At 70.4% G+C, this 25,373-nt stretch carries 25 protein-coding genes and 1 pseudogene; 9 read left to right on the plus strand and 17 right to left on the minus strand.

The features are described 5' to 3' along the window. Positions 1-82: 82 nt before the first annotated feature. The 5 genes from ACIRB1_RS41420 to ACIRB1_RS41440 all read right to left on the minus strand — a co-directional run bounded on the left by ACIRB1_RS41420 (position 83) and on the right by ACIRB1_RS41440 (position 2,424). Positions 83-289, minus strand: a complete 207-nt coding sequence (locus tag ACIRB1_RS41420; RefSeq protein ID WP_403469184.1) for a GNAT family N-acetyltransferase — start codon at positions 287-289, stop codon at positions 83-85. 207 nt (positions 290-496) lie between these two features. Next, a complete protein-coding gene (locus ACIRB1_RS41425) occupies positions 497-694 on the minus strand; it encodes a type II toxin-antitoxin system RelE/ParE family toxin (RefSeq protein WP_403469185.1) in 198 nt (65 codons plus the stop codon). Continuing rightward, positions 691-966, minus strand: a complete 276-nt coding sequence (locus ACIRB1_RS41430) for a type II toxin-antitoxin system prevent-host-death family antitoxin (protein WP_403469186.1) — start codon at positions 964-966, stop codon at positions 691-693. The genes ACIRB1_RS41425 and ACIRB1_RS41430 overlap by 4 nt, the downstream gene beginning before the upstream one ends. Continuing rightward, positions 879-1,265, minus strand: coding sequence for a hypothetical protein (locus tag ACIRB1_RS41435; RefSeq protein WP_403469187.1), 387 nt, complete (start codon positions 1,263-1,265; stop codon positions 879-881). Before ACIRB1_RS41435 ends, ACIRB1_RS41430 begins: the two co-directional genes overlap by 88 nt. A 241-nt stretch (positions 1,266-1,506) precedes the next feature. Next, positions 1,507-2,424 (minus strand): AraC family transcriptional regulator, encoded by a 918-nt coding sequence (locus ACIRB1_RS41440; protein WP_403469188.1) that lies wholly within the window; start codon positions 2,422-2,424, stop codon positions 1,507-1,509. A gap of 81 nt (positions 2,425-2,505) precedes the next feature. On the opposite strand from ACIRB1_RS41440, the gene ACIRB1_RS41445 reads away from it, so the two are divergent. After that, a complete protein-coding gene (locus ACIRB1_RS41445; RefSeq protein WP_403469189.1) occupies positions 2,506-3,351 on the plus strand; it encodes an NAD(P)H-binding protein in 846 nt (281 codons plus the stop codon). Between the two features lie 312 nt (positions 3,352-3,663). Here the strand turns inward: ACIRB1_RS41445 and ACIRB1_RS41450 are convergent, their stop codons facing one another. Next, positions 3,664-4,443 (minus strand): NAD(P)H-dependent oxidoreductase, encoded by a 780-nt coding sequence (locus ACIRB1_RS41450; protein ID WP_403469190.1) that lies wholly within the window; start codon positions 4,441-4,443, stop codon positions 3,664-3,666. A 139-nt stretch (positions 4,444-4,582) separates the two neighbouring features. Here ACIRB1_RS41450 and ACIRB1_RS41455 point away from each other — a divergent pair, with 139 nt between their 5' ends. Continuing rightward, positions 4,583-5,473, plus strand: coding sequence for a helix-turn-helix transcriptional regulator (locus ACIRB1_RS41455; protein WP_403469191.1), 891 nt, complete (start codon positions 4,583-4,585; stop codon positions 5,471-5,473). A gap of 91 nt (positions 5,474-5,564) precedes the next feature. Here the strand turns inward: ACIRB1_RS41455 and ACIRB1_RS41460 are convergent, their stop codons facing one another. The 4 genes from ACIRB1_RS41460 to ACIRB1_RS41475 all read right to left on the minus strand — a co-directional run bounded on the left by ACIRB1_RS41460 (position 5,565) and on the right by ACIRB1_RS41475 (position 10,924). After that, positions 5,565-6,788, minus strand: a complete 1,224-nt coding sequence (locus ACIRB1_RS41460; protein ID WP_403469192.1) for an AAA family ATPase — start codon at positions 6,786-6,788, stop codon at positions 5,565-5,567. Between the two features lie 719 nt (positions 6,789-7,507). Then, the gene (locus tag ACIRB1_RS41465; protein WP_403469193.1) at positions 7,508-8,314 is read right to left on the minus strand and encodes a hypothetical protein; all 807 of its coding nucleotides are present in this window, start codon (positions 8,312-8,314) and stop codon (positions 7,508-7,510) included. Between the two features lie 1,051 nt (positions 8,315-9,365). Continuing rightward, positions 9,366-10,346 (minus strand): NADPH:quinone reductase, encoded by a 981-nt coding sequence (locus ACIRB1_RS41470; RefSeq protein ID WP_403469194.1) that lies wholly within the window; start codon positions 10,344-10,346, stop codon positions 9,366-9,368. 2 nt (positions 10,347-10,348) lie between these two features. Beyond that, positions 10,349-10,924, minus strand: a complete 576-nt coding sequence (locus ACIRB1_RS41475; RefSeq protein WP_403469195.1) for a PadR family transcriptional regulator — start codon at positions 10,922-10,924, stop codon at positions 10,349-10,351. Positions 10,925-11,071: 147 nt separating this feature from the next. Here ACIRB1_RS41475 and ACIRB1_RS41480 point away from each other — a divergent pair, with 147 nt between their 5' ends. After that, positions 11,072-11,878: an alpha/beta fold hydrolase gene (locus ACIRB1_RS41480; protein WP_403469196.1), complete on the plus strand. Its 807-nt coding sequence runs from the start codon at positions 11,072-11,074 to the stop codon at positions 11,876-11,878. A 365-nt stretch (positions 11,879-12,243) separates the two neighbouring features. Here the strand turns inward: ACIRB1_RS41480 and ACIRB1_RS41485 are convergent, their stop codons facing one another. Next, entirely contained in the window at positions 12,244-12,807 is a 564-nt protein-coding gene (locus ACIRB1_RS41485) for a Uma2 family endonuclease (RefSeq protein ID WP_403469197.1), read from the minus strand. Between the two features lie 202 nt (positions 12,808-13,009). Beyond that, positions 13,010-13,367, minus strand: a pseudogene (locus ACIRB1_RS41490) (transcriptional regulator); the annotation flags it as partial. A 59-nt stretch (positions 13,368-13,426) separates the two neighbouring features. Between ACIRB1_RS41490 and ACIRB1_RS41495 the strand changes: the two are divergent. The 3 genes from ACIRB1_RS41495 to ACIRB1_RS41505 all read left to right on the plus strand — a co-directional run bounded on the left by ACIRB1_RS41495 (position 13,427) and on the right by ACIRB1_RS41505 (position 15,106). Further along, positions 13,427-13,765, plus strand: coding sequence for a helix-turn-helix domain-containing protein (locus tag ACIRB1_RS41495; protein WP_403469198.1), 339 nt, complete (start codon positions 13,427-13,429; stop codon positions 13,763-13,765). Between the two features lie 541 nt (positions 13,766-14,306). Continuing rightward, entirely contained in the window at positions 14,307-14,885 is a 579-nt protein-coding gene (locus tag ACIRB1_RS41500) for a Uma2 family endonuclease (RefSeq protein WP_403469199.1), read from the plus strand. Then, positions 14,882-15,106, plus strand: a complete 225-nt coding sequence (locus ACIRB1_RS41505; protein WP_403469200.1) for a helix-turn-helix domain-containing protein — start codon at positions 14,882-14,884, stop codon at positions 15,104-15,106. Before ACIRB1_RS41500 ends, ACIRB1_RS41505 begins: the two co-directional genes overlap by 4 nt. Before the next feature lie 517 nt (positions 15,107-15,623). Here the strand turns inward: ACIRB1_RS41505 and ACIRB1_RS41510 are convergent. Beyond that, positions 15,624-16,757 carry a Fic family protein gene (locus ACIRB1_RS41510; protein WP_403469201.1) on the minus strand — a complete coding sequence of 378 codons (1,134 nt, stop codon included), beginning with the start codon at positions 16,755-16,757 and terminating at the stop codon, positions 15,624-15,626. 406 nt (positions 16,758-17,163) lie between these two features. Between ACIRB1_RS41510 and ACIRB1_RS41515 the strand changes: the two genes are divergently transcribed. The 3 genes from ACIRB1_RS41515 to ACIRB1_RS41525 all read left to right on the plus strand — a co-directional run bounded on the left by ACIRB1_RS41515 (position 17,164) and on the right by ACIRB1_RS41525 (position 19,847). Continuing rightward, a complete protein-coding gene (locus tag ACIRB1_RS41515) occupies positions 17,164-17,562 on the plus strand; it encodes a DUF485 domain-containing protein (protein ID WP_403469202.1) in 399 nt (132 codons plus the stop codon). After that, positions 17,559-19,166, plus strand: a complete 1,608-nt coding sequence (locus ACIRB1_RS41520; RefSeq protein WP_403469203.1) for a cation acetate symporter — start codon at positions 17,559-17,561, stop codon at positions 19,164-19,166. The genes ACIRB1_RS41515 and ACIRB1_RS41520 overlap by 4 nt, the downstream gene beginning before the upstream one ends. A gap of 207 nt (positions 19,167-19,373) precedes the next feature. After that, positions 19,374-19,847 carry a carboxymuconolactone decarboxylase family protein gene (locus ACIRB1_RS41525; protein ID WP_403469204.1) on the plus strand — a complete coding sequence of 158 codons (474 nt, stop codon included), beginning with the start codon at positions 19,374-19,376 and terminating at the stop codon, positions 19,845-19,847. Between the two features lie 70 nt (positions 19,848-19,917). Here ACIRB1_RS41525 and ACIRB1_RS41530 read toward each other — a convergent pair whose 3' ends face one another. The 4 genes from ACIRB1_RS41530 to ACIRB1_RS41545 form a co-directional block, all read right to left on the minus strand. Further along, complete coding sequence (locus tag ACIRB1_RS41530; RefSeq protein ID WP_403469205.1) at positions 19,918-21,309, minus strand: MFS transporter; 1,392 nt, start codon at positions 21,307-21,309, stop codon at positions 19,918-19,920. 215 nt (positions 21,310-21,524) lie between these two features. Continuing rightward, entirely contained in the window at positions 21,525-22,799 is a 1,275-nt protein-coding gene (locus tag ACIRB1_RS41535; RefSeq protein WP_403469206.1) for an NAD(P)/FAD-dependent oxidoreductase, read from the minus strand. 227 nt (positions 22,800-23,026) lie between these two features. Beyond that, on the minus strand, positions 23,027-23,962 hold the full coding sequence (locus tag ACIRB1_RS41540) for an RNA polymerase sigma-70 factor (protein ID WP_403469207.1): 936 nt from the start codon (positions 23,960-23,962) through the stop codon (positions 23,027-23,029). Between the two features lie 290 nt (positions 23,963-24,252). Then, entirely contained in the window at positions 24,253-25,302 is a 1,050-nt protein-coding gene (locus tag ACIRB1_RS41545) for a sigma factor-like helix-turn-helix DNA-binding protein (RefSeq protein WP_403469209.1), read from the minus strand. Between the last annotated feature and the right edge of the window lie 71 nt (positions 25,303-25,373).

Raw genomic sequence — 25,373 nt, forward strand, 5'->3', positions numbered from 1 at the left:
CGCATCCGCAGCGAGAAAGGCATCCGCTGGGGCGGACGCCCCCTCACCACCGCTGCCTGACCAACCCGGCGAACCAACACGGTCACAGCACTAGCTCGTGATCCCAGCGCTCGTAGCCGGCCAGGATGCTGGGGATAGCGAGGTCGCGGACCTCCTCCGGCGGGGTGGGAGCGCCGCCGGTCAGATAGCGCATCACCGCCGGGTCGCTGTCCAGCTCGATCAGCAGGTCCGCGTCGGCGGCGGCGAAGGGGCGCAGGGACAGGCGCTCGGACTCGAGGTAGGTGGTCACGTGAGGATCATGGCCGAGACGGGTCTGACGGTCCACGGCGTTTTCGGACCGCGTCTGTCATCGGGCGGGGTGCTGGAGGAGCAGGACGGCACGGCCGTCTTCACGTCATGGCCGAGGACCCGCCTCTATCGCCCCCCAAGTCGTAAACCATGCACGTAGCCGCAGGTCACAGATATAAGGCACTGACCGGTCAGCACTGGCCAGTGGTCAATACCGGATGCGCCAGTCGGCCACCGGCATCCGCCAGTAGGCGGAGCCGCCCAGCTGCCGGGCCCCGGGCGGGCGGGGGTCGTCGGCCAGGGCGCGCACGGCGGCGGCGCACTCCTTGGCACCTTGGGGATCGAGCTGGCGCAGGCGGCGGAACTCGGTGGTGGCCTGGTGCTGCCACACCACGGTGTAGGTCACGACGCGGTGTCCTGCTGGTCCTCGGCCTCCAGTTCGGCCATGAACGCCTCGTGCGTCAGGACCGGCCCACCCACGGCCTTGCGGGCCTTGGCGTCGGTGATGTCGGCCTCGTCCCGCAGGCGGCGCAGCTCGGCAAGCTCGTCGACGGGGATCATCGCCACGGCGGGGGTGCCGTAGTCGCTGATCACGATGGTCTCGTGACCGTGCCGGACGCGGTTGACGAGCTGGCCGAGGTCTCTGCGGGCCTGCACCAGCGGAACTGTCTCATCCATACCCCCAAAATGTACACATTGATGAGTGTGTACGGGATGGGTTGGTGAGGCCCGAGGCGGTCGAGGGCTACCGAGACGAGGTTGGCCAGACTGCGCTTGAGGTGTGCCCGCAGCCCTTCCACCGAGTCCAACTGCGGTGAGTAGACCAGCAGCAGGAACGCCGTGAGCCAGCCCCGGTCATCGATCATCTTGCGCAGGGCACGGGAGACGTGGGTGTCCAGCCGGTCCCACACCAGCACGGGCGCCTTGACCAGCTGCTGTACGCCGTCGATCAGCTGAATGCAGTCGCGCTCGCCCATACTGCGGCGCTCGTCCTTACCACCGCGGTGCACCCGAAATCGGTGGCACAGCCGTGTCCTGGCCCCTGGCCTTACCGTGATCAGTCCGGCAACCGACAGCCGCCCGGAGCCGCGGCCGCTGACCGTCACGACCGGGGTAATGCCACGCCGACCCCAGATTCCTCCTCGGGGCGGCCTACGGGTGAACCCGGAATCGCAGCGGAAGCGGACTTCCTTCCACAGGGCCTTCACCGGGTACGGATCAGTGCGGTGCGTAATCCGGCTGCGTGGTCCGGGTAGCCGCACGCCACTTGCCCGGCGGCATGCCGTACCGGCGGCGGAACGCGGTGGAGAACGCGTACTCGTTGCGATAGCCGACCGTGGTGGCGATCTGGGCGAGCGTCACGTCGGAGCGTGCGAGGGCGTCTTCGGCGCGCTGCATGCGTACGCCGGTCACGTAGCTGCCGGGCGAGTCTCCGGTGACCTCACGAAAGCGCAGGGAGAAGGCGGCGCGGGACATCCCGGCCAGGTCGGCCATGGCTGGGACGGTCCACTCGCCGGCCGGTTCGGCGTGCACGTGCTCCAGGACCCGTCGCAGGCCCGGCTGGGACAGTGCCCGGTACCAGCCGGGTGCCGCCTCCCCCGCCTGTGCCCACCAGGAGCGGAGGGCGAAGACCAGGTTGACGTCGAGGAGGCGGTCCAGCAGGACCTGCTGTCCGGGGGCGTCCTGTCTGATCAGGTCGGCCAGCAAGGCCACGGCCGCCGCATGGGCGCTTTCCTGGCCGGTCGCCGGTACGACGACGGCGCGCGGCAGGGCGCGGAGCAGGGATGCGGCGAAGCTGCCGTCGAGGGTGTAGGCGCCGCACAGGATGAGTGCCGCGTCGCCCTGCCTGGTGTCGGTTCCGCGCAGCCGGGCGTCGGCGATCGGCTCGGCGGTGACGTCCGGGTCGCTGACCAGGGTGTACGGCGCGCCCGACGACATCAGCACAATGTCGCGCTCCCCTAGCCGGAGCGGTTGTCGGCCGGGCTCCTCGAGCCAGCCGGTGCCCTCGATCAGCACGTGGGCGGTGAGCGGCCGGCGCCCGCTGAACCGCACGCCCCACGGCCGGATGCGGCGCAGCACAGAGAAGACCGCGCCGCGGGCGCGCGCCTGCGCGAGCTGGCCGGTCAGCACATCCATACCCGAACCCTAGACGAACACGAATGAATACCGTCCCATCGAGCATTTTCCGTCCACAGTCACGTTCGTACCGTGGAGGACATGGCACCGTTCCTGATCCTCGGCGGCACCGGCAAGGTCGGCCGCCGCCTCACCCACTCGCTCACCCACGCCGGGCACGATCCACGTGCGGCCAGCCGGAACTCGGCAACCCGTTTCGACTGGCAGGACGACTCCACCTGGCCGGCGGCATTGGCCGGCACGGAGGGGGTGTTCGTCATCGGCCCCGGATCGGCGACCGACTGGAGTCCGCGTCTGACCGGCCTGCTGGAGGCGGCCCACACTGCCGGAGTGCGGCGCGCGGTCCTGCTGTCGGCACGCGGCGTGCAGTTCCTGCCCGACGGAGCCGTCGCCAGGGCGGAGCAGGCCCTGCGCAAAGGACCGCTGCCATGGACGATCCTGCGCCCGTCGCACTTCGCCCAGAACTTCACCGAGGCCATGTTCGCCCCGCGCGGCGGCCTGATCAGCGCACCGGTCGGCATGGGCGCCGAACCGTTCATCGACGCCGCCGACATCGCGGACGTGGCGGCCGCTGTCCTCCCGGGCGGCTTCGAGGGCGAAACCCTGGCGCTGTCCGGCCCCGAGGCAGCCGACTTCGTCCAGGCGGCGCAGATCCTCACCGAAGCATCGGGCACCCTGATCCGGTTCGCAGACCAGTCCGACGCCGACCACGTGGCCCAGCTGCGCGCTGCGGGCACACCCGAGGGCTACATCGAGTGGCGCATGGCCATGCTCGGCGGTATCCGCCAGGGCGAGGACGCCTACCTGAGCGACGGCGTGAAGCACGTGCTGGGCCGCAGCCCGACCGGGCTGCGGGAGTGGGCGGCGCGTGAGGTGCCAGGCTCGGAGTGGGCCGTGGCTGTGCGGGGTGGCGACCAAGCCGGCTAAGACTCCCAAGGAAGGTGGGTTCGGAGTCCTCGCCAGCAGATGATGGCGCAGCCCAGGGTGAGGAAGGCCTGGTGGATGCCGTCGCGGATCTCCCAGCGGGTGCGTAGGCGGCACAACCAGTGCAGCAGCGCGAACGCAGCTTCGACGAACCAGAGGTGGACGCCCAGGCCGGAGCCCTGCTCGGTTCCGCGTTGTGCGATGACCGGGGTGATGCCACGGGAAGGGAGCTGTCGCGCGCACTCCAGGAGCAGCCCGCGGGCCGCGGGCTGCTCCTGGAGTGCGCGCCCCGGCTTGTCCTGTTCATCGCCGTGGTCAGCCGCGCACGTGCAGCCCGAAACCCGTGCGGCCCGCGGGCTCCAGCCCATTCTTCAGGTGCAGCGAGGGGATCTCGTAGTCGCCGAAGTTCTGCCGGCGGAATGCGATCGGCTCGGTCGACTCCAGGGTGAGCAGACGCTGTTGCCAGGCCTTGGCGACGCCGGGGTAGTCCTCACCGGTCATCCGGTCGGTGCCGTACAGCACGAAGGGCGGCAGAACCTCGATGCCCGGGTAGTAGAGGATGCCGTGGTGGATCGGGAACAGCAGATCGTCGATGGGGCCGTTGATCCCGCGCGCGGCGTAATGCGCCTGCGGGCCGCCGGCGGTCACCGACAGCAGAGCCCTCCTGCCCGCGAGGGTGCCTTCGCCGAAGCGCTCGCCGTACCTGGTGTCGCTGTGCTCGCCGACCCCGTACGCGAAGTGGTAGGTGAACACCCGGTCCACCCAGCCTTTGAGGATCGCGGGCATCGTGTACCACCACAGGGGGAACTGGAAGATGATCGTGTCGGCCCACAGCAGCTTCTCCTGCTCACCGCGGACGTCCGCGGTGAGCGTCCCGGCGTCGAAGGCCCGCCCCGAGTCCAGGGCGATCTTCAGCGGGCTTGAGGCATGGGGGCCGTAGTCCGCGGCGTCCACGACCGCCTTCCAGTCCATGGCGTACAGATCGCTCACCCGCACCTCGTGCCCGGCCCTCTCCAAGGTGGACACCGCGAGGTCCTTCAGCGAGCTGTTGAGCGACTTCGGCTCCGGGTGGGCGTAGACGATCAGCGTCTTCACGGGAACTCCTTCGGATCGGATGCCTTCGATCCTGGGCGCCGCAGCGTCTGGCGTTCAGGGGCTCCTCTTCCGTAGGACGGGACTTCCTGGTACTGGCAGGACCACTTCCGCAGGCACCACCGCGGCCATACTGGAGGGCATGGACGATCTTGCGGGCTTCCTGCGGACCCGGCGTTCCCGGGTCGACCCGGCGGCCGTCGGCATCCCCACCGACAGCCGCCGGCGGGTCGAAGGGCTGCGCCGCGAAGAGGTCGCGCACCTGTCCGGAGTCAGCGTCGACTACTACGTACGCCTGGAGCAGGGCCGCGCGACCCAGCCCTCCGAGCAGGTCCTCGACGCGCTCGCCCGCGTCCTTGGCCTCGACGAGACCGAACGCGGGCACCTTGACCGGCTCGCCCGGCAGCGCCGGCGGCGCGTGAAGGCGCCGGGCGGGCGGGTCCGGCCGGAGGTGCTGCGCGTCCTCGACCTGGTCGCCGACGCACCCGCGCTGATCATGGACCACCGCCTGGACGTGCTCGCCGGGAACCGTCTTGCAGGGCTCCTCTACGGACGGCCGATGCCGGGCCTGAACACCGCCCGGCACCTCTTCCTCGAGGAGGCCGAGCGCGGCCTTTACGCGGACTGGGAGACATGCACCCTCGACGCGGTCGGACACCTGCGCCTGGCCGCCGGCACATACCCCGAGGACCCTCGCCTGGCCTCGCTCATCGGCGAGCTGGCGATGGGCAGCGAGCGCTTCCGCCGCCTCTGGGCCCGCGCGGACGTGCGTGCCCGCACACATGGACGCAAGGCGTACCGGCACCCACTGGTCGGGCTGCTGGAACTGCACCAGGAGAACTTCGCGCTGCCGGACGAATCAGGCATGGAGCTGCTGGTGCTGTCCGCGGCCCCCGGCAGCCCTGCCGAGGACGGCCTGCGCCTGCTCGCCGGCCTGGGGGCGGACAACGATGACGCGTGTCCCCCAGCGAACGCTCAGCTCCGCGAGCAGACCAACGACGCCCACCCACCGCCGGGCATGCCTCGGCGCTGACGGCCTTCCGCAGGGATGGGGCCGGCCGCTGCCGTATCTGTTGGACCGTTCGATTTCCGCGTGTGCGGCGGGGGCGCCTCCGAAAGGGCTTTCACCGCTGTTCGCCCTCTTCCGACGGTCTCGGTCCCGGAGCCGTTGCAGGACGCATCTCTCCGCTGCGCAGGAGTTCCGGCAGGGTCAGCACTCCGTCGGCGAGGAGGCGGCGCCCTGAAGGGTCGATCGGCCCGATCACGGTTCCTGTTCCGCTGTCCCGGACGATCAGCAGATGGCCGGGATCGGCGGCCGCGTTGTCCAGGAGGTCCGCGCTCTGTGTCGTGACGATCACCTGGGTATTGCGGGATGCGGCCACCAGGGCGTCGTAGAGGGCGCCGAGCATCGGGGGGTGCAAAGAGATCTCTGGTTCTTCGATCCCGACGAGCGGGATGTTGCCCTCCAGCGCCAGCGGCTGGAACAGCGCGGCCAGGACCGCAGTCAGGCGCAGGGTCCCCTCCGACAGCGACCGGCGGTCGACCCGGGTTTCGTGTCCGCCCGCCTTGAGGAAGCGGCCGACGACATAGGCGAGGCTGGCTTCGGATACCTCGACACCGTCCACCGCGACGGCATTGTCGATCATGGTGGAGAGGTAGCCGTCCACGGCCTCCTTGGCCCAGGGATACTGCTTGCTCATCGTGGTGAGCACTCGGGCCAGATGGTTGCCGCGCTCGCCGAGCAGTTGTCCGCTCGTACTGCTCGAGGTGTCGTCGACGTCCCGCAGGACCGGCGTCAGGAACTCGTAGAAGCGCATACGGCCCAGGGCGCGGACGAGTGCACGCGTCTCACGGTTTGCGCGACTGAGGCGGGTCGGCAAAAGGAAGTCATCCCGGAAGACGGGCTCGTCCCCGGACGAGTCCGGGGGGAACGGCTCGCTGACCAGAGTTCCGTTGATGACGAGTTCGTCCTTGCGCACCACCGGCAGAGAGGGGTCGCGCTGCGGATCGGTGCCGATCTCCACGGTGTAGGCGGCATCGAAAGGCGTGCGGTCGTCGAGTGCACGGACTTCCATGTGAATGTGGAAGGACTCTGCCTGCCGGCCGGCTCCGTCGCGGTGCAGGACCTCATCGAGGCCGCCGCGTGGTTCGAGTGCCCGTGCAGGTGACGTCCGCACAGCATCGCGGACAAACCGCAGAGCGTCGAGGACGTTCGACTTGCCCGCGGCGTTCGGGCCGGCCAGGACGGTCAGAGGGCCCAGGTGTACGTCGCAGCTTCCGATGGAGCGGTAGTTCCCGATCTGCAGCCGCGTGGGGAACCCGGAGGGGGGCTGGTGGTCGACGGTCATGACAGTGCCCTGGTCGGGACGGGGTGCGGACTCCGGTACGAAACCGCGGCACGCAGTGACGTTCTCACGGTGCCTGCGGCAGAGAACCGCTTCTGACGGCTTGCGGCAGTACGGCTCGTCAAAGCAGGCTCCGGTCGCCTGACGTCACCGGCGCGGACTTTGGTCGTTGCCGGGTTCACTGCCTGGGTGAAGCGTGTGAGGTACGGGCTACTCACCGTACGTTGCCTGCTGTGATCCACAATTCGTCACCCTATCCGGATGGCTGCGGACGTTCCGAGCAACAGCCCGGTCGACGGGTCCGCGCATCAGGGCGGAGGCAAGACGCGACGCATGTGCCGTGCACCGGACAACAGGCGGCATCCGCTGACGAGACCCGCCCTCCACGGGCCGGTGAAGACTGCAGAAGCAGAGGAGGACCGCATGGTCCCATCGCCGAAGGTCTTCTTGGAGCTGATGGGGAACAGACGGCCTGCCGGTGCGGTCTCGGGCAGCTCTTGAACAGGGCACGCTGGGTCAGTTGGGTCACGAACTCGTGCGGATCAACGAAAAAACGTAGCCGGTCCGCCGGGGCGTTGAGCGGCACACGGCCGGAGCGGCACGTCGGTCAGCGTCGGCGGTGTGCCTCGTACCAGGCGCGGAGCGGGCCTTTGAGAGTGTGGTTGCAGCCTGGCCGTGCCTGCTGGATACACCAGACCGCGGCGCCTGCGTGGGAGTTCCGCTCACATACGCGGCTGCGTACCGGGTCTTAGTTCGATGCGGATGCTGTCGTCGTCCTCGATGACGTAAGTCGGATCGATGTCCTTCTTCCAGCCGAGCGGGAGCAGGTAGTAGACGTGGTCGCGTTCGACCAGCAGGCGCAGACCGGTGTACCGATATCGGTAGTGCGCGTTCTTGCCCAGATCCTCAACTTTCGGACCGGGTGGGGCGATGCTGAGCCGATCGGTACTGAGCACGACGACAGAGACACGCCGCACGAGCTGGCCGGCATCGTTGCGTGCGTCCTGAGTGCCGAGTTGTCCTGCGACCAGTGCGACGACCCAGATCAGGAAGAGTCCTGCTACCAGGAATGATGCGGCGCGATGCCATGCCGGTTCCCTCGGCTGCCCGGACGGGTTGGCGGCCTCGGCGCGGCCCAGGAGCAGTCCAGCCGCCACGAGGAGCGGGGCCGTCCAGCCGAACGGCTGGATCCATCGCCACAGGAGCATGAGAACGACCCCGACGATGACGAGGGCGAGATAAGCCCGTGCCACCGAGCGTCCGGCGCTCTGCAGGCGACGGACGTGGTGTTCGGGGACGCGGAGTGACATCAGCAACTGCGGGAGGCGGGGCGCCAACAGGACAAGGGCGAGTACTTCGAGAGCCGGCAGGGTGGCGAGTCGCAGGCTGCGGATGATCAGCTCGAAGGTGTCGAAGCCCACGGCGAAGCTGTCCAGTTGGAAGTAACCGAAGTACGCGTGGGTGTAGATATAGCCCGCGTACAGCATCAACGCGCCGACGAACGACGCGACTCCGGTGACTGAGTTCACGAGTTCCAGCGGACTGTCGGCGGTGGTCCCCGGGGTCGCAGACGTCGGTGGACGCCCTTGTGCAGCGTCCGCGCGGGCTGATGCCGGTCCCTGTTGGACCACCCGTCTGCGGGGACGAGGCCGAGGCGGCTGAAGAGTGTTGGGCGGAGCGGGATCCGCGCTGCCTTGCGGTCGGCCGCCGGACACCCCGTCAGGTTCCTTCGGGTGACACGCTGCTGTCGGATACCTCCGGAGACGGCGGGCAGTCCCCGCCCTCGGGCGGGGCAGGCGTGCAGGAGGGGGAAGCCGGTGGGGTGGGAGAGCCGCTGAGCCCCGGGCCAGGCGTAGTCGGCCCTGTGTACGTGGGCGGCGGTGCCACAGGAGGGATACCGGGGTCCCCGCCGCCGGAGCCGTCGCTCGTGCTCCCGCCGTCCTGGCCGGCTGCTGACGCCGGCGAGCCGCCGCCCTGGCCGGGGGTGTCCTGCCCTGACACGTTTACTCCCGGCGTCGTCCCGCCCCCGGCCGGATCACCTCCGTGCGACCCGGCCGCAGAACCGCACCCCGCGGTTCCGAAGAGCAGTACCGATGCCGCGATGGCCGCCGACACGGTACCGCCCCCGAATATGACGTTTCGGCCTGCGCGCATGCGCCCCCCTCACACCGGACCCATCTCACGGCATGTAGCCACATGGTTGCACTGCATGAAGAGAATTGCCTCGTCTTCAGGTGAAGCTGCGTACCGCAGTGCGCGAACGCGGTACCTGGTGCTGCTCAACACGGCTCAACTACCTTGGCTGCGTTCCCTGGCGCGTGGGAATCACAGCCAGAGGTCGGTGCAGCCGCGCTGGGCCCCGAGATTGATCACGGTGGCGGATCGCCAACCGGCTGCGCAGCGCCGCGGGGCCCCTTTGCTCCGCCCACCTCATTCCGGACGCCACCGATACCGACGCCTTCCATGACGTGTACCGGACGGCCATGGCGCAGCAGGCTGAGACTGGTGGGCCCTGTTCTCCCGAAGCTACGGTCTGTAGCGGATGCGGCTGGGCTCAACGAAACTCCCGCCAGAGTTTGTCTACTGGGGGATGTCGATCAGGACGCGGCCGCGACCGCCGGCGTCGATGCGGTCGTGGGCCTTGGCGATGCCGGCGAGCGGGAAGCGGTCGCCGACTTCGACGGTGAGGGCGCCGACGGCGGCCGCGGCGGTGAGGTCGCGGGCGGCCTGGCGTTTGGCCTCGGCGGGGAAGTCGTCGCTGCCGAGCAGGCGCAGGGTGACGTTGTTGAACAGCAGGGCCCAGAACGGGATCTCGGTGCGGTCGGAGCGGGTGGCGTACGCGGCGATGATGGCGCCGTTGGCGGCGACGGCGTCGTCCAGGTCGGCGTTGTCGGACAGGGCGACCTCGATGATCCGGTCCACGCCGTCGGGTGCGTGGGAGCGGATCGCGGCAGCCGGGTCGTCCGAGTCGAGGGCGACGGCGTGGGAGACGACCGCGGGGTCGATCCGGTCCAGCTCGGTGCCGCGTCGGACGGTGCCGATGACCGTGGCCCCGCCCCAGTGGGCGAGCTGGGCGGCCAGCGAGCCGACCCCGCCGAGGACGCCGTTGACCAGCACGAGTTTGCCGTCGACGGGGCCGTCGGCGAAGACGGTGCGGTGCGCGGTGATGCCGGGGATGCCCAGGCTCGCGCCGAGGTCGTCGGGCAGGTGGTCGGGCAGCGGGACGGCGAGGTCGCCGGGGACGACGGTGTACTGGGCGGCGGTGCCGAAGGGGCGGTAGGACTGGGCGCCGTACACCCACACGCGCGTCCCGACGCGGCGCGCGTCGATGCCGTCCCCGACGGCGTCGATGATGCCGACGGCGTCGCTGTGCGGGATCACCCGCGGATAGGGCATGGCCGAGCCGGTCCAGCCGCGCCGCTTCTTGGTGTCGCCGGGGTTGGCGCCGGAGACGGTGACGCGGACCCGGACCTCACCGGGGCCGGGGGTGGGGTCGAGCAGCTCACCGAGCTGGAGCACTTCGGCGGCCGGGCCCTGCTGGTCGTACCAGGACGCAAGCATGTTCAGTCCTTCCGATCACGGGTGTGGTTCTGAGGGTCGGGTTGCTCGTCCGACGCTTGGATGCCGCCGCCGTCCAGGACCTCGTGGAGCCAGGCGCGCTCGGCGCGGCTGATGGCGCGGGCGGTGAGCAGCATGCCGCGCCGGTAGGCATCACTGACCTGCTCGCCCCGCAGCGGCGTGTCGCCGTCGTAGAAGAAGCTGGCGGGGACCTCCAGGAAGTCCAGGCGGCGTCGCAGCACGGCGTGCTGCTCGGCGCTGTCGGGCAGCAGCGAGAGGAACGCCAGGATCGTGAACCAGCGGGAGAAGTCGGTGATCTCGTGCTCGGCCGGGTCCCGCAGCCGCCGCAGCATGTCCTCGCGTCCTTGCGCGGTCAGGTTCAGCACGTACCGGCCGCCGCCCGCCTCGGGCGCGGGGCGCCGTTCGATCAGCCCGGCCTTCGTCAGCCGGTTGATCGCCGGGTAGAGGGTGCCGTCGCTGACCGGACGGCTGTAGCCGGTCAGGTGCGTGATGCGACGGCGCAGCTCGTGACCGGGCAGGGGGCCTTCGGCGAGGAAGCCAAGGATCGCGAGTTCAAGCATGACCCCAGGATCTCACATCGAAACGATGCTTACATCGTTTCGATGTACCGTGGATGGGGCGCGTCCGTACTGCCTGCAGGGCCACCCCGGGCGGATCGGTCGCCCGCACCGCCCCCTCCCCGAGAGCGCGACACAAGGAAGAAGACCATGACTGCCCATGCTCCCCGCCAGGCCCACGTCACCTCCACCGACGGCACAAAGATCGCCGTCACGATCACCGGCCAGGGCCGCCCCCTGGTTGTTTCCCCGGGCGCCCTCAACGCCGCCCAGGACTGGCAGGTCCTCGCCGATCTGCTGGCCCCGCGCTTCGCCACCTACGCGATCGACCGCCGCGGCCGGGGTGCCAGTGGCGACCACAGCGAGCACACCATCCAGCGGGAGGCCGACGACATCGCCGCCGCCCTCGGCCTCGCCGGGCCCGACGCGATCCTGCTCGGCCACTCCTACGGCGGACTGGTCACCCTCGCCCACGCCCTGCACCAGCCCCCGGCGGCGTTCATCCTCTACGAGCCCCCGATCCCGCTGGGCGGCCCCGTCGGCGGCGACGCCATCGCTCCCTTCGAAGAGGCCGTCCAGGCCGGCGACCTCGACCGAGCCCTCACCCTCGGGCTGCGGAACTTCCTGAAATTCCCCGAGGAAGCCATCGAGGAGTTCCGACAAACCCCGTTCTGGGCCATCCGCGCGTCCATGACCCCGACATGGGCCCGCGAGATGCGCGCGATGGACAGCTTCGACGACGACCTCGCCCGCTTCGCGGCCCTCGACATCCCGACGCTCCTCGTGATCGGCGAACTCAGCCCCCGCTGGCTGACCGACATCTCCCGCCGCCTGCACCAGGCCCTGCCCGACGCCCGCCTCGTCGAGATCCCCGGCGAAGCCCACGACGCCTTCCTCACCGGCCCCCACGCCCTCGCCGACGCCATCACCGCCTTCGCCGCCGACTTGACCAACTGACTGACCGGCCGAAGGTGTCCCCTGCATCCCCGGACCCCGCCTCCCGCTCCCTGGCCGGGCGTCACCTCTGATTACAGGGGCTACTTTGCCGGGCGCCGATCAGGTCCTGCAGGTCTGTGACACCGTCGGGGAGGCCGAAGCAGCGTTCGGCTACCGCGGGGATGCGGCTGGAAGCCTCGCTTGAGGCGCCTCCCTGGCTGGCCGCGGCGGCGGTTGTCAGGTTGGTGGTCGCCGCAGCGGCACGACGTTGTCGGCGGCAGGTCGGCAGAGGAAACGAGGGCTGCGGACCGGCCACCGGCGTGCCGGCCGGTCCGACGCCACATGGTCATCGGCTGGCGCGGTGAAGGAGACTGACGCCGTGTCCGCTACTGGCGGGCGAGGCCGGCCGGATCGATGTCGACCGGGAACGGGGCGCGGATGGGGGTGGTGGCCCCGGCGAGAGCGGTAAGGGTTTCCACGTACCGGCCGCCCTGCAGTTCGCTGACGATCAGGCGCGGGGCAGGGTCGAATTCCAAGCGCCAGAAATACGGGATCGCCGCTTCTGCGTAGAGCAAGGGCTTGACCTTGCGGTCCATCGTCTTGTTCCCGGGTGAGACGAGTTCGACTACGAGCTGCACGGCGTCCGCGTCCACGCTGACGGTGTCCTCAGCAGTGGCGCCCGCGTCGGTGACTACCAGATCGGGCACGACCAGCCCGGACGGCAGGACGACGTTGATGGCTTCCAGGACCTCCACCGGGGCGCCAGCCATGCGAGCGGCGGCGTCGAGGATGACGTGAAGCCGGAAGGATGCCCGCTGGTGGCGGACTCCGGGAGCGGGCGACATCACGAGGGACTCGCCGAGTAGCTCATAGCGGGTGGTGCGGTCCTCAGGCAGCGCCAGGACGTCAGGGATGGTCCAGGGCCCGGTGTGATCGGCAGCAACACTCATCGTTTCCGCCTCCTCCAGGTCGTGCGGCTTCCTTCAGTGTGCCGTCGGTGCTGTGCTGCCGGGCTGCTGTCTGCGTCTACCGGGCCGCAGGGAAGGTGATCGAGCGCAGCAGCTTGCAGGCCAGGGCCCCCACGCCCACGTCGTTCGAGGCTCCTGTTCTGCCTGGACAAAGTTGCCGGAAACCGGGGCGGATCTGACGGAGTCATGCGGCGAAGCCGATGTTGGTGACGTACTCGTACTGGCCCCACTGGGAGCCGAGGTCAACCAGCTGGTCAACCCACGCGTCATCGAGACCCTGGTCGTCACCGCCGGCCCACACGGTGATGATCCAGTCCCCTTGGCGGACGTCCAGCGTTCGGTACTCCACTGCCCGTTGGTAGGGGCGCCCGACCTGTGACTGGTTGAGTGGGTGGATTCCCACGTGAGTGCCGCGGTTGAGGCGGGCGAGGAGATAGCGGGCGACGTTCTCGCGCCGGAGCGTGCGGTAGGGCCTGCTCGATCGCGACGAGGTTCATCCGAGAGGGCGTGCGGGTGCCGGCGAGCCAGGCCCGGACGGTGCGGACGCCGGACGGTGAACGACACCGCCGGCCTGGTGCGGTCCTGGCGCCGGCAGCGAGGCATGTCCCAGCGGCGTCTGGCCGAACTCGCCGGGACCGGGCAGGCCGCGATCTCACGCATCAAATCCGGCCGGGACCTGCCCACCCTGGCGCTCCTGGAACGCATCGCGGCGCTGGACTGCCAGCTGACGGTCACCTTCACGTCCAGTTCACGGCAGACCCCGCCCCATCCTGACCAGAGGACCAAAAGAGAAAACAAGCACAGACACAGGACTCGCCGCCCTCGGACGCAAGCAGTCCTGTACTCACGACGGCAGACCTCCGAAAAGCTCCACGATCGCCCGCCGCAACCGATCCCCAAGATCTGTGACAGAGCCTCATTCTCGTGGGCGAAGCCATAGGCGGGGACGCGTGACGGCTGGATGTCGCGGAGCCTGGTCTCTCGTAGCTGGCGTCGTTTGTCACTGCCGAAGTCACGCTCCCGGGCATCACGCCTGAATCCGAAGCCGGCTCGGACCCGGATCTGCCACATCGCCTCCACCCGTCACCCCGGGCGAAAAGCTGCACGTTCCGGCGTAGAGCGATGCGGGCATCCCCAATAGCTCCCGGACGGTTCCGCATCCTCGGCCCGGGTCTCGGCCACCTGATACCCAACAGCAGACTCGCAAGCCGCGCCTCGGTGACTCCCTGCCCGTCACGAGTCGGCAGTGAAGCTCTTGGGATGAGGGTTTCCCACTCCCCCGGCCACTCAGTCGCGGTAGGGGTGGGTCAGGGTCATGGGGGTCTGCGCGATGTCGAGGGCGTCCTGCGGGAATGCGCGGCCTGCCTGGCCGCCCCCAACTGCGCCGAGCGGCTCACTCACTGTTCACATACCCGGCGCGCCTGGCAGGCCGGGGTTCACATCCCGCACGGCATGATGATTTCGTCATGTACGGTGGAGGTGTGACGGAGCAGAGTATCTACGGGCATCTTCGTGAGTTCCGTGAAGCGTTCGACAAGCCTGAGCCGCTGGCCTGGCCGGAGATCAGCCATGGCCAGCTGCTGATGATGATGAGCCCGAAGAAGCAGCATCAGCTCGTCGCTCACCGCCTGCGTACCCAGCTGGAGCCCCAACTGGGTACGGACCTGGTCCTCATGCTCGAAACCGACATGGAGGATGCGGCCCTGGGCGTCCTGCGGGTCCCCGACCTCGTCGTGATCGACGAGGAAGAAGCCACCGCCGAGAGCGATGCCATCGACCCGCGCCGCTGCCACCTGGTGATCGAGATCGTCTCCCGCTCCAACCCGGGCAACGACTATGAGGGCAAGCTGCGCGATTATCCGGCCATGGGCGTGCCGCACTACCTGATCGTCGACCCCCGGGACGGGACCGCCGTCCATCACTGGGCGCCCACACGCCGTACCGGCGAACCCACCTACGACAACCGGCAGCACTACACCTTCGGAGACACCGTCACCATCACCGGCTGGAAGATCGACACCACTGTCCTGCCCCGCTACAGCGCGGACGCCGGCCGGTGAACGACACCGCCGGCCTGGTGCGGTCCTGGCGCCGGCAGCGAGGCATGTCCCAGCGGCGTCTGGCCGAACTCGCCGGGACCGGGCAGGCCGCGATCTCACGCATCGAATCCGGCCGGGACCTGCCCACCCTGGCGCTCCTGGAACGCATCGCCTCGGCGCTGGACTGCCAGCTGACGGTCACCTTCACGTCCAGTTCAGGGCAGAGCCTTCCCTCATCCTGACCGGATGATCAAAAGAGAAAAGAAGCGCGGCTGCGGGGGTCGCCGCCCTCGGACGCACGCAGTCCTGCTTCTCACGGCAGGAGGCCTCTGAAGGGCTCCACGATCGCCCGCCGCAACCGATCCCCAAGATCTGTGCCGTGGCCTCGTTCTCGTGAACGAAGCCATTGGCGGGGATGCGTGGCGGCTGCATGTCGCGGAGCCTGGTCCGTCGTAGCAGCCGTCGTTTGTCACCGTCGAAGCATGATCGCGGGCATCACGCCTGAATTCGAAGTCGGGGGCCCAGATCTGTCAGACCGCCTTCACCCGTCACCCCGGGCGAAAAGCTGCACGTCCCGGCGTGGAGCGATGCGGGCATCCCCCATCAGGTCCTCGGACGGTTCCGTGTCCTCAGCCCGGGGCTCGACCAACTGGTGCCCCTCTCGCCAGCACCCAGCGGCAAACTCGCTGCCGCTGCCTCGATGGTTCCCGGCCCCTCACCAGCCGGCAGTGAAGCTCCCCACCCCAATCCCCAGGCCCCTCAGTCGCGGTAGGGGTGGGTCAGGGTCATGGGGGTCTGCGCGATGTCGAGGGCGTCCTGCGGGAATGCGCGGCCTGCGGTGTAGTAGCGGGCGCGGGTGCGGCCGACGGGCTGAAGGATGTTTGCGGCCGTGAGGTCACGCAGGTCGCGTTGGGCCTGCTGGAGGCTGAGAGCTTCGCCGTGCTGGTAGCGGGAACGGCGTACGCGTCCGGCCATGGCCACGTCGTGGAGTGCGGTGACGGTGCGTTCGTCCAGGCCTTGGGCGGCGGTGAAGGCAGCGAGATGGCTCCAGACGCGGCCTGAGCGGGCGAGGCGCCCCTGGACGGTCTGGGCCTGTTGGTGATAGGCGGTGAGGTTGAATCTGATCCAGTCGGAAACGTCCCTGTCGGGCTGGTACTGGCTGCCCCGGTCGGCGAGTTCACGGTAGTACTCCCAGGTGTTGCCCGGTCGTCCCAGCCAACTCTCGATGGAGGAGAACTCGGGTGCGAGAACTCCTTCTCTGGCGATCATGAGGGTTTGCAGGGAGCGGGACATGCGGCCGTTGCCGTCGGCCCAGGGGTGGATGGAGACCAGGTGCAGGTGCGCCATCGCGGCCCGCACCAGGGCGTGGGTACTGTCGCTGGTGTTGAGCCAGTCGATGAGTTCCTGCATCAGGTCGGCAACGAGCGGGGCGTCGGGGGCGGTGTAGGCGGCGATGCTCGGATCGCGGGCGTCGGTGACGTAGACCGGGCCCTTGCGCCACTGGCCTGCCGGCCGGCGGATGCTGTGCCGGTGTCCCTGCAGCATCCAGTGAAGGCCGTTGAGCAGGCCCTTGCTGTAGGAGAAGTCCCGGGCGTCGTGAAGGCTCTGGATATAGGTCATCATCCGCTGGTAGGCGAGGGTCTCCTCCCGGTTCTCCTCCGAGATGTCGACCTCGCTCTCGCCCTCCAGGAGGTCCTCGACGTCCACGGTGGCCACCTTGAAACCTTCGATGGAATTCGAGGCCGCCACCGCGTCGGCGGTGAGGAACTTGCGCAGGCCGGCCGTCCGCTTCGTGGGAGTGCGCACGTCGTGCCTGAGGGCCGCGCGCATCCGGTCGATCTGGTCGAGGACCTCTCGGTCCGCATCGGTGAGGTCTGGCGTAGGGAAGAGCATCACCGGATGCTGCACTGACGCAATCATTGCGTCAAACGCTGGAGTGCCGCCCCTCTCCTCGCCTGATGAACGACACCCACCCGCGCACCCGATCACGCCCACACAGTTCCGGGACACCGGCAGCGGGCAGGGCTGCCCGGCCTGGGAACGAGGGCCGCGGACCGGCCACCGGCGTGCCGGCCGGTCCGGCGTGTCCGGGGCTCACAGGGCACTGCCGTACTCCCCCGTCCCCCTCTCCTCATCTGCAACATGCGAGGTCAGAAGCGGTTGAAGGTTTCATCAGGGAGTTCGCCGGAAGTGCTGCGGCCGGTGGCGGGGCCGCATAGCGTGCGATGACCGGGCCGTTTCCCCCTGCTTCTCGCGGTCCCTGCCTTGTGGGGCCCACGACCCTCTAGGAGATCTTGGGATGTCTTCCGACAGCTCCGAGTTACGGCCGCTGGCGCACCGGGCCGGGCGGCATGCTTCGGCGGTGGCGCCGGGGTGGGCGACGGGCCGGGTCCGGCCGTGGACGGGGCCGCACCGGGATCTGCGGCTGCTGCGGCGGGCGTGCCGGTGGCAGCGGCGGGTGGCGACGCTGGCGGCACTGGGGTATTTCGCGGTGTTCCTGGGGCTGACCGTGCGGGTGCCGTCCCTGATGACGCGGCCGGCGCCGGGCGGGCTGCCGTTCGGGCTGCTGCTGGCGCTGGTGCAGCTGCCGGTGACGTGGCTGGCGGTGGTGTTCTACGAGCTGACGGCGCGGCGGTTCGTGGATCCGCTGGCGCGGCGGGTGCGGCGGGCGGGCCGTGAGGGGCGGTCGCTGCCGTGACGGACTTCGGGGGTCCGGCGCAGTCCTGGTCGCTGGTGGCGTTCTGCAGTGTGGTGACGCTGACGCTGCTGCTGTGTGTGATCACCGGTCCGGACCGGGAGGACCTGGACGAGTTCTACACCGGATACCGGTTCCTGTCGCCGCTGCGCAACGGGCTGGCCATCGCGGGTGACTACATCTCGGCGGCGACCGTGCTGACGGTGGGCGGGATCATCGCCCTGTGCGGCTACGACGGGGTGGTGCTGGCGCTGAGCACGCTGCTGTCGCTGCTGCTGCTGATGTTCCTGCTGGCGGAGCCGCTGCATCACACGGGCCGGTTCACGATGGGGGATGTGCTGGGGCGCCGTATGCCGGGGCGGGCGGTGCGGATCACGGCGTGCGCGGTCACGCTGGCGGCGCTGATGCCGATGATGGTGGTGCAACTGGCCGGTGTGGGGCAGCTGCTGGCGTTCGTGCTGGGGTTCTCCGACGGCGCGATGCGCACGGGCTGCGTCGTGGGCGCGGGCGCGCTGATGATCACGTATGCGGCGATCGGGGGGATGCGCGGGACGGCGCTGATCCAGATCCTGAAGACGGTGATCCTGCTCGGTTCGGGGCTGGTGGTGGCCGCGCTGATCCTGCACACGTTCGGCTGGAGTCCGCGCACGCTGTTCGAGTCGGCGGCACGTGGCAGCGGTGCCGGGCAGGGGTATCTGCGCTACGGGCTGCAGTTCGCGGGCGGGCGGCATCCGGCGCTGGACATGGTGAGCACACAGTGCGCGATCGTGCTGGGGGGTGCGTGCCTGCCCCATGTGACGATGCGGATGTACACGGCCGGCAGCACACGCCAGGTGCGCCGGGCGATGTCGTGGGCGGTGTCGGCGGTGGCGCTGTTCATGGCGGTGATGACCGTGGTGGCGGTGGGGGCGACCGCGCTGATCGGCGGGAAGGCGGTGGCGGCGGCGGACCCGCGGGGCAACACGGCGTATCTGCTGGGCGCGCGGGCCGCGTTCGGGGCGGATCTGTCGCGGTCGGAGGGCCTGCTGTTCACGACGGTGACCACGGCGATCTTCCTGACACTGCTGGCGTCGGTGGCGAGCATGACGCTGGCCTGCGCGAATTCGCTGGCGCACGACGTACTCGCGCGCTCGGGCACGGCGCCGCTGCGGGAGATGGCGCTGGCGCGGCTGTCGGCGCTGGGGGTGGGGGTGCCGGTGATCGCCCTGGCGGTGGCCGCCCAGCACCGCAGCCTGCAGCCGCTGGCGATCGTGTCGTTCTGCCTGGGGGCGTCGGCGATCGCGCCGGCACTGGTGCTGGGGCTGTTCTGGCGGCGCTACACGCGGGCCGGGCTGCTGTGCACGCTGATCGGCGGCACCGTCAGTGTGCTGGTCCTGATGACCGGCACGAACCTTGTCTCCGGCTCGCCCCAGTCGGCGTTCCCGGGGGCGGACTTCAACTGGTTCCCGTTCACCACGACGGCTCTGGTGTCGGTGCCGGCGGGGTTTTTGTGCGGGGTGGCGGGGACGCTGGTGTCGGGCCGGCGGGCCGCGGCGCGGGAGCGCAACCGCTACGAGGCCGTCGAGCCGGTGCTGCTGGCCGGGCCGCCCTACCCCCGCGGCAGGTGACCGGGCCGCCGTGGTCTATGCGGGACGGGTGACCGGACCGCCGTGGTCTGTGCGGGGGTGTGCGGTGGGTAGGGGTGGTGTCGGCGGGGGTGTCGCGTGGGTGGGGGCGGTGAGCGGATATAACACTCGTAGGGGTCTGACGGCTGGTCAGATGCCCTCCCCCGCGGTGTGGGGGTGCACGTATCGACGAGGACACAGGAGTGCAGCATGGAAGCCCGGTTGAACATCATGGCCAGTCCGGTCGCGGCCAAGGCCATGAAGCACATCGTCGCCGCGGCCGGGGCGCTCGCGGAGTCGACGCTGCCGGCTGCGACGCGGGAGCTGGTGATGCTGCGGGCCAGTCAGATCAACGGCTGTGGCGGGTGTGTGGACATGCACACCAAGGATGCCGCGGCGGCGGGTGAGACGGCGTTGCGGCTGAATCTGGTGGCGGTGTGGCGGGAGGCGACCGTGTTCACCGAGGCCGAGCGGGCGGCGCTGGAGCTGGCGGAGGAGGGGACGCGGATCGCGGACGCGGCCGGCGGGGTGTCGGACGAGGTGTGGGCGAGGGCGGCGAAGCACTACGACGATGACCAGCTGGCGGCCCTGGTCACGCAGATCGCGATCATCAATGCGTTCAACCGGGGGAATGTGATCACCCGTCAGCCGGCGGGCGGGTATGAGGTGGGCCAGTTCCACTGAGCTGCCGTGCTGCTGCGCCCCGGACACCGTCGCACGGTGTCCGGGGCGTTGCCGTGCCGCCGGGGTGGCTCTACCGCTGTTCGGGGACGGGGAGCGGGCGAGCGGGGGCCTGGCGGGGATGTGCGCGGGGGGTGGGGCGGTGGCGGTGCTGGAGGGTGAGGGCGGCCAGGACGCACAGGGCGGCGGGAGCGGTGAGGGTGAACAGGACGGTGGACAGGCTCCAGCCGGCTTTGACCATCAGGCCGCCCAGGACCCCGCACAGGACGGGGCCGAGTTTGCCCATGCTGGCGGCCCAGCTCATGCCGGTGGCGCGGGTGGCGGGCGGGTAGGCGAGGGCGGCGATGGCCTGGAGGGCGGCGTTGGCCGCGGGCAGGCACAGGCCCAGGGCGAAGGCGGCGGCGAGCAGGGCGGTGAACTGCTGGGCCCACAGCGCTGCCGCGGTCAGGGCGAGGGTGCCCAGGGCCCACAGGGCGGTCAGGACGCGGAAGCGGTCGAGGCGTTTGAGGGCGAAGGAGACCGAGAGCTGTCCGGCCAGGCCGCCCCATCCGAACAGGGCGACGATGACTCCGGCCTGCGCGGTGCTCAGGCCGGTGCGTTCGCTCAGCAGCGGGAGGTAGCTGAGGAGGACGAAGACGACGCCGAGGCCGATGAAGCAGCACAGCCACAGCAGCAGGGTGGTGGCGGCGTGGCCTTTGGCGAGGAGGGTGCGGACCGAGGGGCGTGGCGTGTGCGGGGCGGCGGGCGGGTGCGGGGCCGCGTGGGTGAGAGGGGTGAGGTCCTGGTCGGGGGCTACGGCGGTGAGGGCGCGGTGCAGGGCCTCGGTGCGGTGGTGGGCGGCCAGGACGCTGACGGATTCGGGGACCAGGCGCAGGAGGGCGGGGATGAGGAGGAGGGGGGCCAGGCCGGTGACGGCCAGGAGGGTGCGCCAGCCGAAGGCGGGGACGAGGAGGGCGGAGAGGATGCCGCCCAGGGTGGTGCCGGCGGTGACGCCGGTGAAGGAGAGGGTGACCATCTGGCTGCGGCGGCGGGCGGGGGTCCAGTCGGCGACGAGGGCCATCACGCCGGGCAGGACGGCGCCCAGGCCGAGGCAGGCCAGGGTGCGCAGGGCGGCGAGGGTGACGATGTCGTGGGTGAGTGCCATGGCCGCGGTGCCGAGGCCGAAGAGGGCGACGCCGGCGAGGGTGATGCCTTTGCGGCCGTGGCGGTCGGCGAGGGGGCCGGTGGCGATGCCGCCGGCGACCATGGCGAGGATGCCCAGGGTGACGGTGGCGGTGACCGCCTCGATGCCGGTCCCCCAGTCCTTTTCCAGCAGGGGGTAGACGAAGGCGGCGATGGTGGCGTCGAGGCCTTCGGCGATCATGGTGAGCAGGCCCAGGATCACGATGAGCCACTGGCGGCGGCTCATCGGGCCGCGGTCGATGAACTCCTGCGGGCTCAGCCGTGGGGTGGCGTCCGTGGTCATGGGCGGGCCCTTTCGTGCGTGTGGCGGGGCGAGGGATCAATCCCGGGGGCGGAGGGGGCCCGGGACGCGGCCTGGGGCGCTGGGGCGGGATGGCGGCAGCCCCCGGCCTGGGGGCCGGGGGCTGCCGTTTCGTCGCCCGGCGGTGGGCCGGCCGGTGAAGGGGGGGTACCGGTGGCGGGGCGCCGGGCGGTGACGGGATGTCAGGTGGCAGGGTGTCAGGTGGTGGGGGTGGTCTGTTCGGCGTCGGCGATCAGGTCGTCGAACTCGAGGTTGAACAGGGCGTGCTTGCCGCTGAGTCCGGAGATCAGCTTGACGAAGTCGACCTCGTTGGCGTTCTCCCGGCCGGGGTCGGTGATCTCCTGGGCCAGGCTCCAGTAGAAGCCCTTGGTCTTGGAGCGGTCGTAGAACTGCTCGACGAAGTAGCGGATGTCGCCGAAGAAGTCGCGGTAGGCGGTGGCGTAGCGGTCCAGTGCCTTCTCCTCGATCTCGGGGTGCTCGAGGATGGTGTCGACGATCTTCGACAGGGTGCTGCCGGCCATGGTCGCGAGGGCGACGCCGGTGGAGAAGAGGGGGTCGACGAAGGCGGCGGCGTCGCCGACCAGGACCCAGCCGTTGCCGTAGAAACGCTCGTTGGTGTACGACCAGTCGCGGGCGGTGCGGTAGCCGGAGGTCTGGTGGGCGTCCTTGAGGAGTTCCTTGAGCTTGGTGGTCTGGGCGAGTTCGGAGGTGAAGAGGTCCTCCATGGAGGCGTCGGAGGCGCTGGCGGTGGCGGAGCGGGTGACGTAGCCGACGCTGAAGACGCCCTTGTCGATGGGGATGCCCCAGAACCAGCCGTCCTTGATGCCCTCGATGAGGATGTTGCTCCACTCGTCGCCGGGCAGGCGGTGGCAGCCGTCGAAGTAGGTCCACACCGCGACGTTCTGGAGTTGGTCGTGCCAGTTGACCTCGGAGTACCTGCGGCCGATGACGCGGGCCTGTCCGGAGGCGTCGATGACCAGGGAGGCGCGGGCCTCGTTGGTGCCGGGCAGTCCGCGCAGGGCGTAGGTGACGCCGACGACGCGGCCGTCCTGTTCGACGGTGTCCTTGACGGTGGCCTCTTCGACGACGGTGACGCCCAGTTCGCGGGCGCGGTCGAGGATCATGGTGTCGAGGTCGGCGCGGCGGGTGTGGTACGAGTACGGGATACGGCCGCCGGTGGAGAACGAGAAGTTCCAGGGGATTTCGTTGTTTCCCCAGACGAGGGTGCCGCCGTATTTACGCTCGAATCCCCTGGCCTCCATGCGCTCGGTCAGGCCGAGTTCTTCCATGGGGAGCATGAATCCCGGAATGAGGGACTCCCCTACGTGGTAGCGGGGAAAGCGTTCGCGGTCGAGTACGAGAACACGGCGTCCGCGCTGGGCGAGGAGCGCCGCGGTGGTCGCACCGGCGGGTCCGCCGCCGATGACGATGACGTCGAAATCGTCAGAAATCCCGAGCAGAGTGGACGACATACGAGACCTTCCCCAGTTGATGTGGCGGCGCTCGCGGGTCGTGTGAAGAGTTCTTCGGAGAGTTCTTCGGCCTGCCGAGCGCGTTCATGAACCAGGGTGCGGGTGGGTTCAGTGTCGTGTCACCGCCGATATTGCTCAGCCGGTGTTCTGCTTTTCCTGTCCTTGTTCTCCGGTGCCTCTCCGGGATGTCTGTGGCTTTTCCCTGTTTCCCTTCGAGGGGCTGTGTCTCAGTCCGAGGCGGAGTCGGAGGGCCTGCGGGCCCGGTTCGCCTCGCGGCTGACGGCCCAGGCGTCCGCGACCGGGCCGAGGTGGCCGAGCTTGTCGGGGTTGCTGACCGAGCGGATCGTCTGGATCTGTCCGTCGAGGATGTCGAGGGTCCAGGCGTTGAGGACCCTGCCGTCGCGGTCGCGGAAGATCGCGCCGGGCTGGCCGTTGACCTGGTGGGGCTGCAGGGTCACGTCCACGCTCAGCAGCAGCGGGAAGTAGGAGGCGAGCAGGCGGGCCACGTTGCCGGCGCCGGAGACGGCCTTCGCCAGCTGCGGGGACTTGCCGCCGCCGTCCCCGACGATCTGCGCGTCGGCGGCGAGCAGTTCGCGCAGGCACTCGACGTCGCCGTCGCGGACGGCTTCCAGGAACCGTCCGGCGAGGTGCTCGCGTTCCTCGCGGTCGGCCTCGAAGCGGGGCCGGCCGGCCTCCATGTGGCGGCGGGCGCGGACCATGAGCTGGCGGCAGGCGGCCTCGGAGCGGCCCAGGGCCGAGGCGATCTCGGGGAAGCCGAAGGAGAACACCTCCCGCAGGACGAACACCGCCCGCTCCAGGGGGCTGAGGCGTTCCAGCAGCAGGAGGGCGGCCATGGAGAGGGAGTCGGCCAGTTCCGCGGAGCGCGCCGGGTCCTCGTAGGGGTCGCTCAGCAGGGGTTCGGGCAGCCACTGGCCGACGTAGACCTCGCGGCGGGCGCGGGCCGAGCGCAGGACGTCGATGGAGACACGGGTCACCGTGGCCGACAGGAAGGCCTTGGGCGAGCGGGCCTCGGTCGGGGAGGTGGCGTAGCGCAGCCAGGATTCCTGGACGGCGTCCTCGGCCTCGCTGACGCTGCCCAGGATGCGGTAGGCGATCGAGAACAGCAGGGGCCGCAGTTCCTCGAACTCCTCGGTCCTGCTCATGCCGGCTCCTTCGGGAAGCCCCAGCGCCGTGCGGTGCGCGGCGCGCGGCCGGGCGGTGTCCTGCGGCACGCTGTGTGATGAGCGTAGCGGGTCTGCGGTGGCGTGGGAGCGGTGCTCGGAGTGCGGCATATCGGCCTTCTTGGCGGTGGGCGTCGTCGTGCGGCGAGGACGGGAGTGCGGGCTGCGGGTCATGGCGGGGCGTGGTGGTGGGAGGGGTGTCCGGAAACGGGACGAGGCAGCGCGGCCCGCTGTGACATGGCCGGCCCCAGGTGCCGGCGGCGGGGCGCGGGTCACGGGGTGCGGTCCGGGTGCGGGCAGGCGGGTTCCGGGTGCGAACGGGCGGAGGCGGCGGGCGCGGCGCCCCAGCGGACCGTCTGGATCCTGCCGTCGAGGACGTCGAGGGTCAGGACGCCCAGGACCGTGCCGGTGCGGTCGCGGAAGACCGCACCCGGGCGGGGTCCGGGAGGCCGCGGCTCCATGGTGACGCCGATGTCGAGGAGGGCCGGGACCACGGCGCCCAGGACCCGGGCCACCGGTGTGGCGCCGGCGATCAGCCCGGGCCAGGGCGGCACCCCGCCGGGGCCGGTGCCCGCTCCGGAGGCGGCGGCGAGGCGGCGGCAGGCGGCCGGTGAGCAGCCCACGACGGACGCGGTCTGGGCGAGGGTGCGGCCGAAGATCTCCCGCAGGACGAAGACGGCGCGTTCCAGCGGAGGCAGACGTTCCAGGAACAGGACGGCTGCCGCCGATGCCGGCAGCGGGGCGGGCGGGACCGGCGGTCCTGGCGGCCCCGCTTCCAGGGGGCCCGCCAGGCCGGCCGAAGGCGCCGGAGCGGCCGGCCCGGGCCGGGGGGCGGGACCGGCCGGGGATACCTGCTCTGCCGGGCCGGCCGGGGACCCCGGTGCGGCCGAGGGTGCCGGGCCGTGCCGGCGGGAAGCCTCGGGCGGCGATGGCGGGCCCACCGGATCTGCCGGGTCTGCCGGGTGGGCGCAGGACGCGGCTGCGGCTGCCGGGCCGCTCTCCCCCACCGGGCCAGCCGGGTCAGACGGGTCGGCCGGGGCTGCCGGGGACGTCGGGTCGGCCGGGGCTGCCGGCTGTTGCGGGGCTGGGGCGGGGGCCGCCGGTCCGGGGGTGGTGGGGGGTGCGTGCAGTGCGTCCGTGGCGGTGCGGGTGACCAGGGCCGTCAGGAAGGCCTGCGGGTCGGCGGGTACGGCGGGGGCGGCTTCGTAGCGCAGCCAGGCGGTGTGCACGGCGTGCCGGGCCGCGCCGGGGCTGCCCAGGATGCGGTGGGCGATCGCGAACAGCAGGGGCCGCGCCCGTTCGAACTCCCCGGTCCTGCTCATGCGGTCCCCTCCTCGCCTCCCTGCCGGGCCCGTTCGCCCTCCTCCACAGGACGAGACAGCCCCGGCGGCGG

This window comes from Streptomyces sp. NPDC096013, from assembly GCF_044763565.1.
Taxonomy (GTDB): Bacteria; Actinomycetota; Actinomycetes; order Streptomycetales; family Streptomycetaceae; genus Streptomyces.

Coding starts and splice junctions, on each gene's coding strand:
- ACIRB1_RS41515 (WP_403469202.1), top strand. CDS start 17,164: ATGTCTTCCGACAGCTCCGAGTTACGGCCGCTGGCGCACCGGGCCGGG.
- ACIRB1_RS41525 (WP_403469204.1), top strand. CDS start 19,374: ATGGAAGCCCGGTTGAACATCATGGCCAGTCCGGTCGCGGCCAAGGCC.
- ACIRB1_RS41495 (WP_403469198.1), top strand. CDS start 13,427: ATGTCCCAGCGGCGTCTGGCCGAACTCGCCGGGACCGGGCAGGCCGCG.
- ACIRB1_RS41430 (WP_403469186.1), bottom strand. CDS start 966: ATGGATGAGACAGTTCCGCTGGTGCAGGCCCGCAGAGACCTCGGCCAG.
- ACIRB1_RS41440 (WP_403469188.1), bottom strand. CDS start 2,424: ATGGATGTGCTGACCGGCCAGCTCGCGCAGGCGCGCGCCCGCGGCGCG.
- ACIRB1_RS41435 (WP_403469187.1), bottom strand. CDS start 1,265: ATGGGCGAGCGCGACTGCATTCAGCTGATCGACGGCGTACAGCAGCTG.
- ACIRB1_RS41460 (WP_403469192.1), bottom strand. CDS start 6,788: ATGACCGTCGACCACCAGCCCCCCTCCGGGTTCCCCACGCGGCTGCAG.
- ACIRB1_RS41445 (WP_403469189.1), top strand. CDS start 2,506: ATGGCACCGTTCCTGATCCTCGGCGGCACCGGCAAGGTCGGCCGCCGC.
- ACIRB1_RS41545 (WP_403469209.1), bottom strand. CDS start 25,302: ATGAGCAGGACCGGGGAGTTCGAACGGGCGCGGCCCCTGCTGTTCGCG.
- ACIRB1_RS41540 (WP_403469207.1), bottom strand. CDS start 23,962: ATGAGCAGGACCGAGGAGTTCGAGGAACTGCGGCCCCTGCTGTTCTCG.
- ACIRB1_RS41535 (WP_403469206.1), bottom strand. CDS start 22,799: ATGTCGTCCACTCTGCTCGGGATTTCTGACGATTTCGACGTCATCGTC.
- ACIRB1_RS41470 (WP_403469194.1), bottom strand. CDS start 10,346: ATGCTTGCGTCCTGGTACGACCAGCAGGGCCCGGCCGCCGAAGTGCTC.
- ACIRB1_RS41510 (WP_403469201.1), bottom strand. CDS start 16,757: ATGCTCTTCCCTACGCCAGACCTCACCGATGCGGACCGAGAGGTCCTC.
- ACIRB1_RS41455 (WP_403469191.1), top strand. CDS start 4,583: ATGGACGATCTTGCGGGCTTCCTGCGGACCCGGCGTTCCCGGGTCGAC.
- ACIRB1_RS41485 (WP_403469197.1), bottom strand. CDS start 12,807: ATGAGTGTTGCTGCCGATCACACCGGGCCCTGGACCATCCCTGACGTC.
- ACIRB1_RS41480 (WP_403469196.1), top strand. CDS start 11,072: ATGACTGCCCATGCTCCCCGCCAGGCCCACGTCACCTCCACCGACGGC.
- ACIRB1_RS41530 (WP_403469205.1), bottom strand. CDS start 21,309: ATGACCACGGACGCCACCCCACGGCTGAGCCCGCAGGAGTTCATCGAC.
- ACIRB1_RS41475 (WP_403469195.1), bottom strand. CDS start 10,924: ATGCTTGAACTCGCGATCCTTGGCTTCCTCGCCGAAGGCCCCCTGCCC.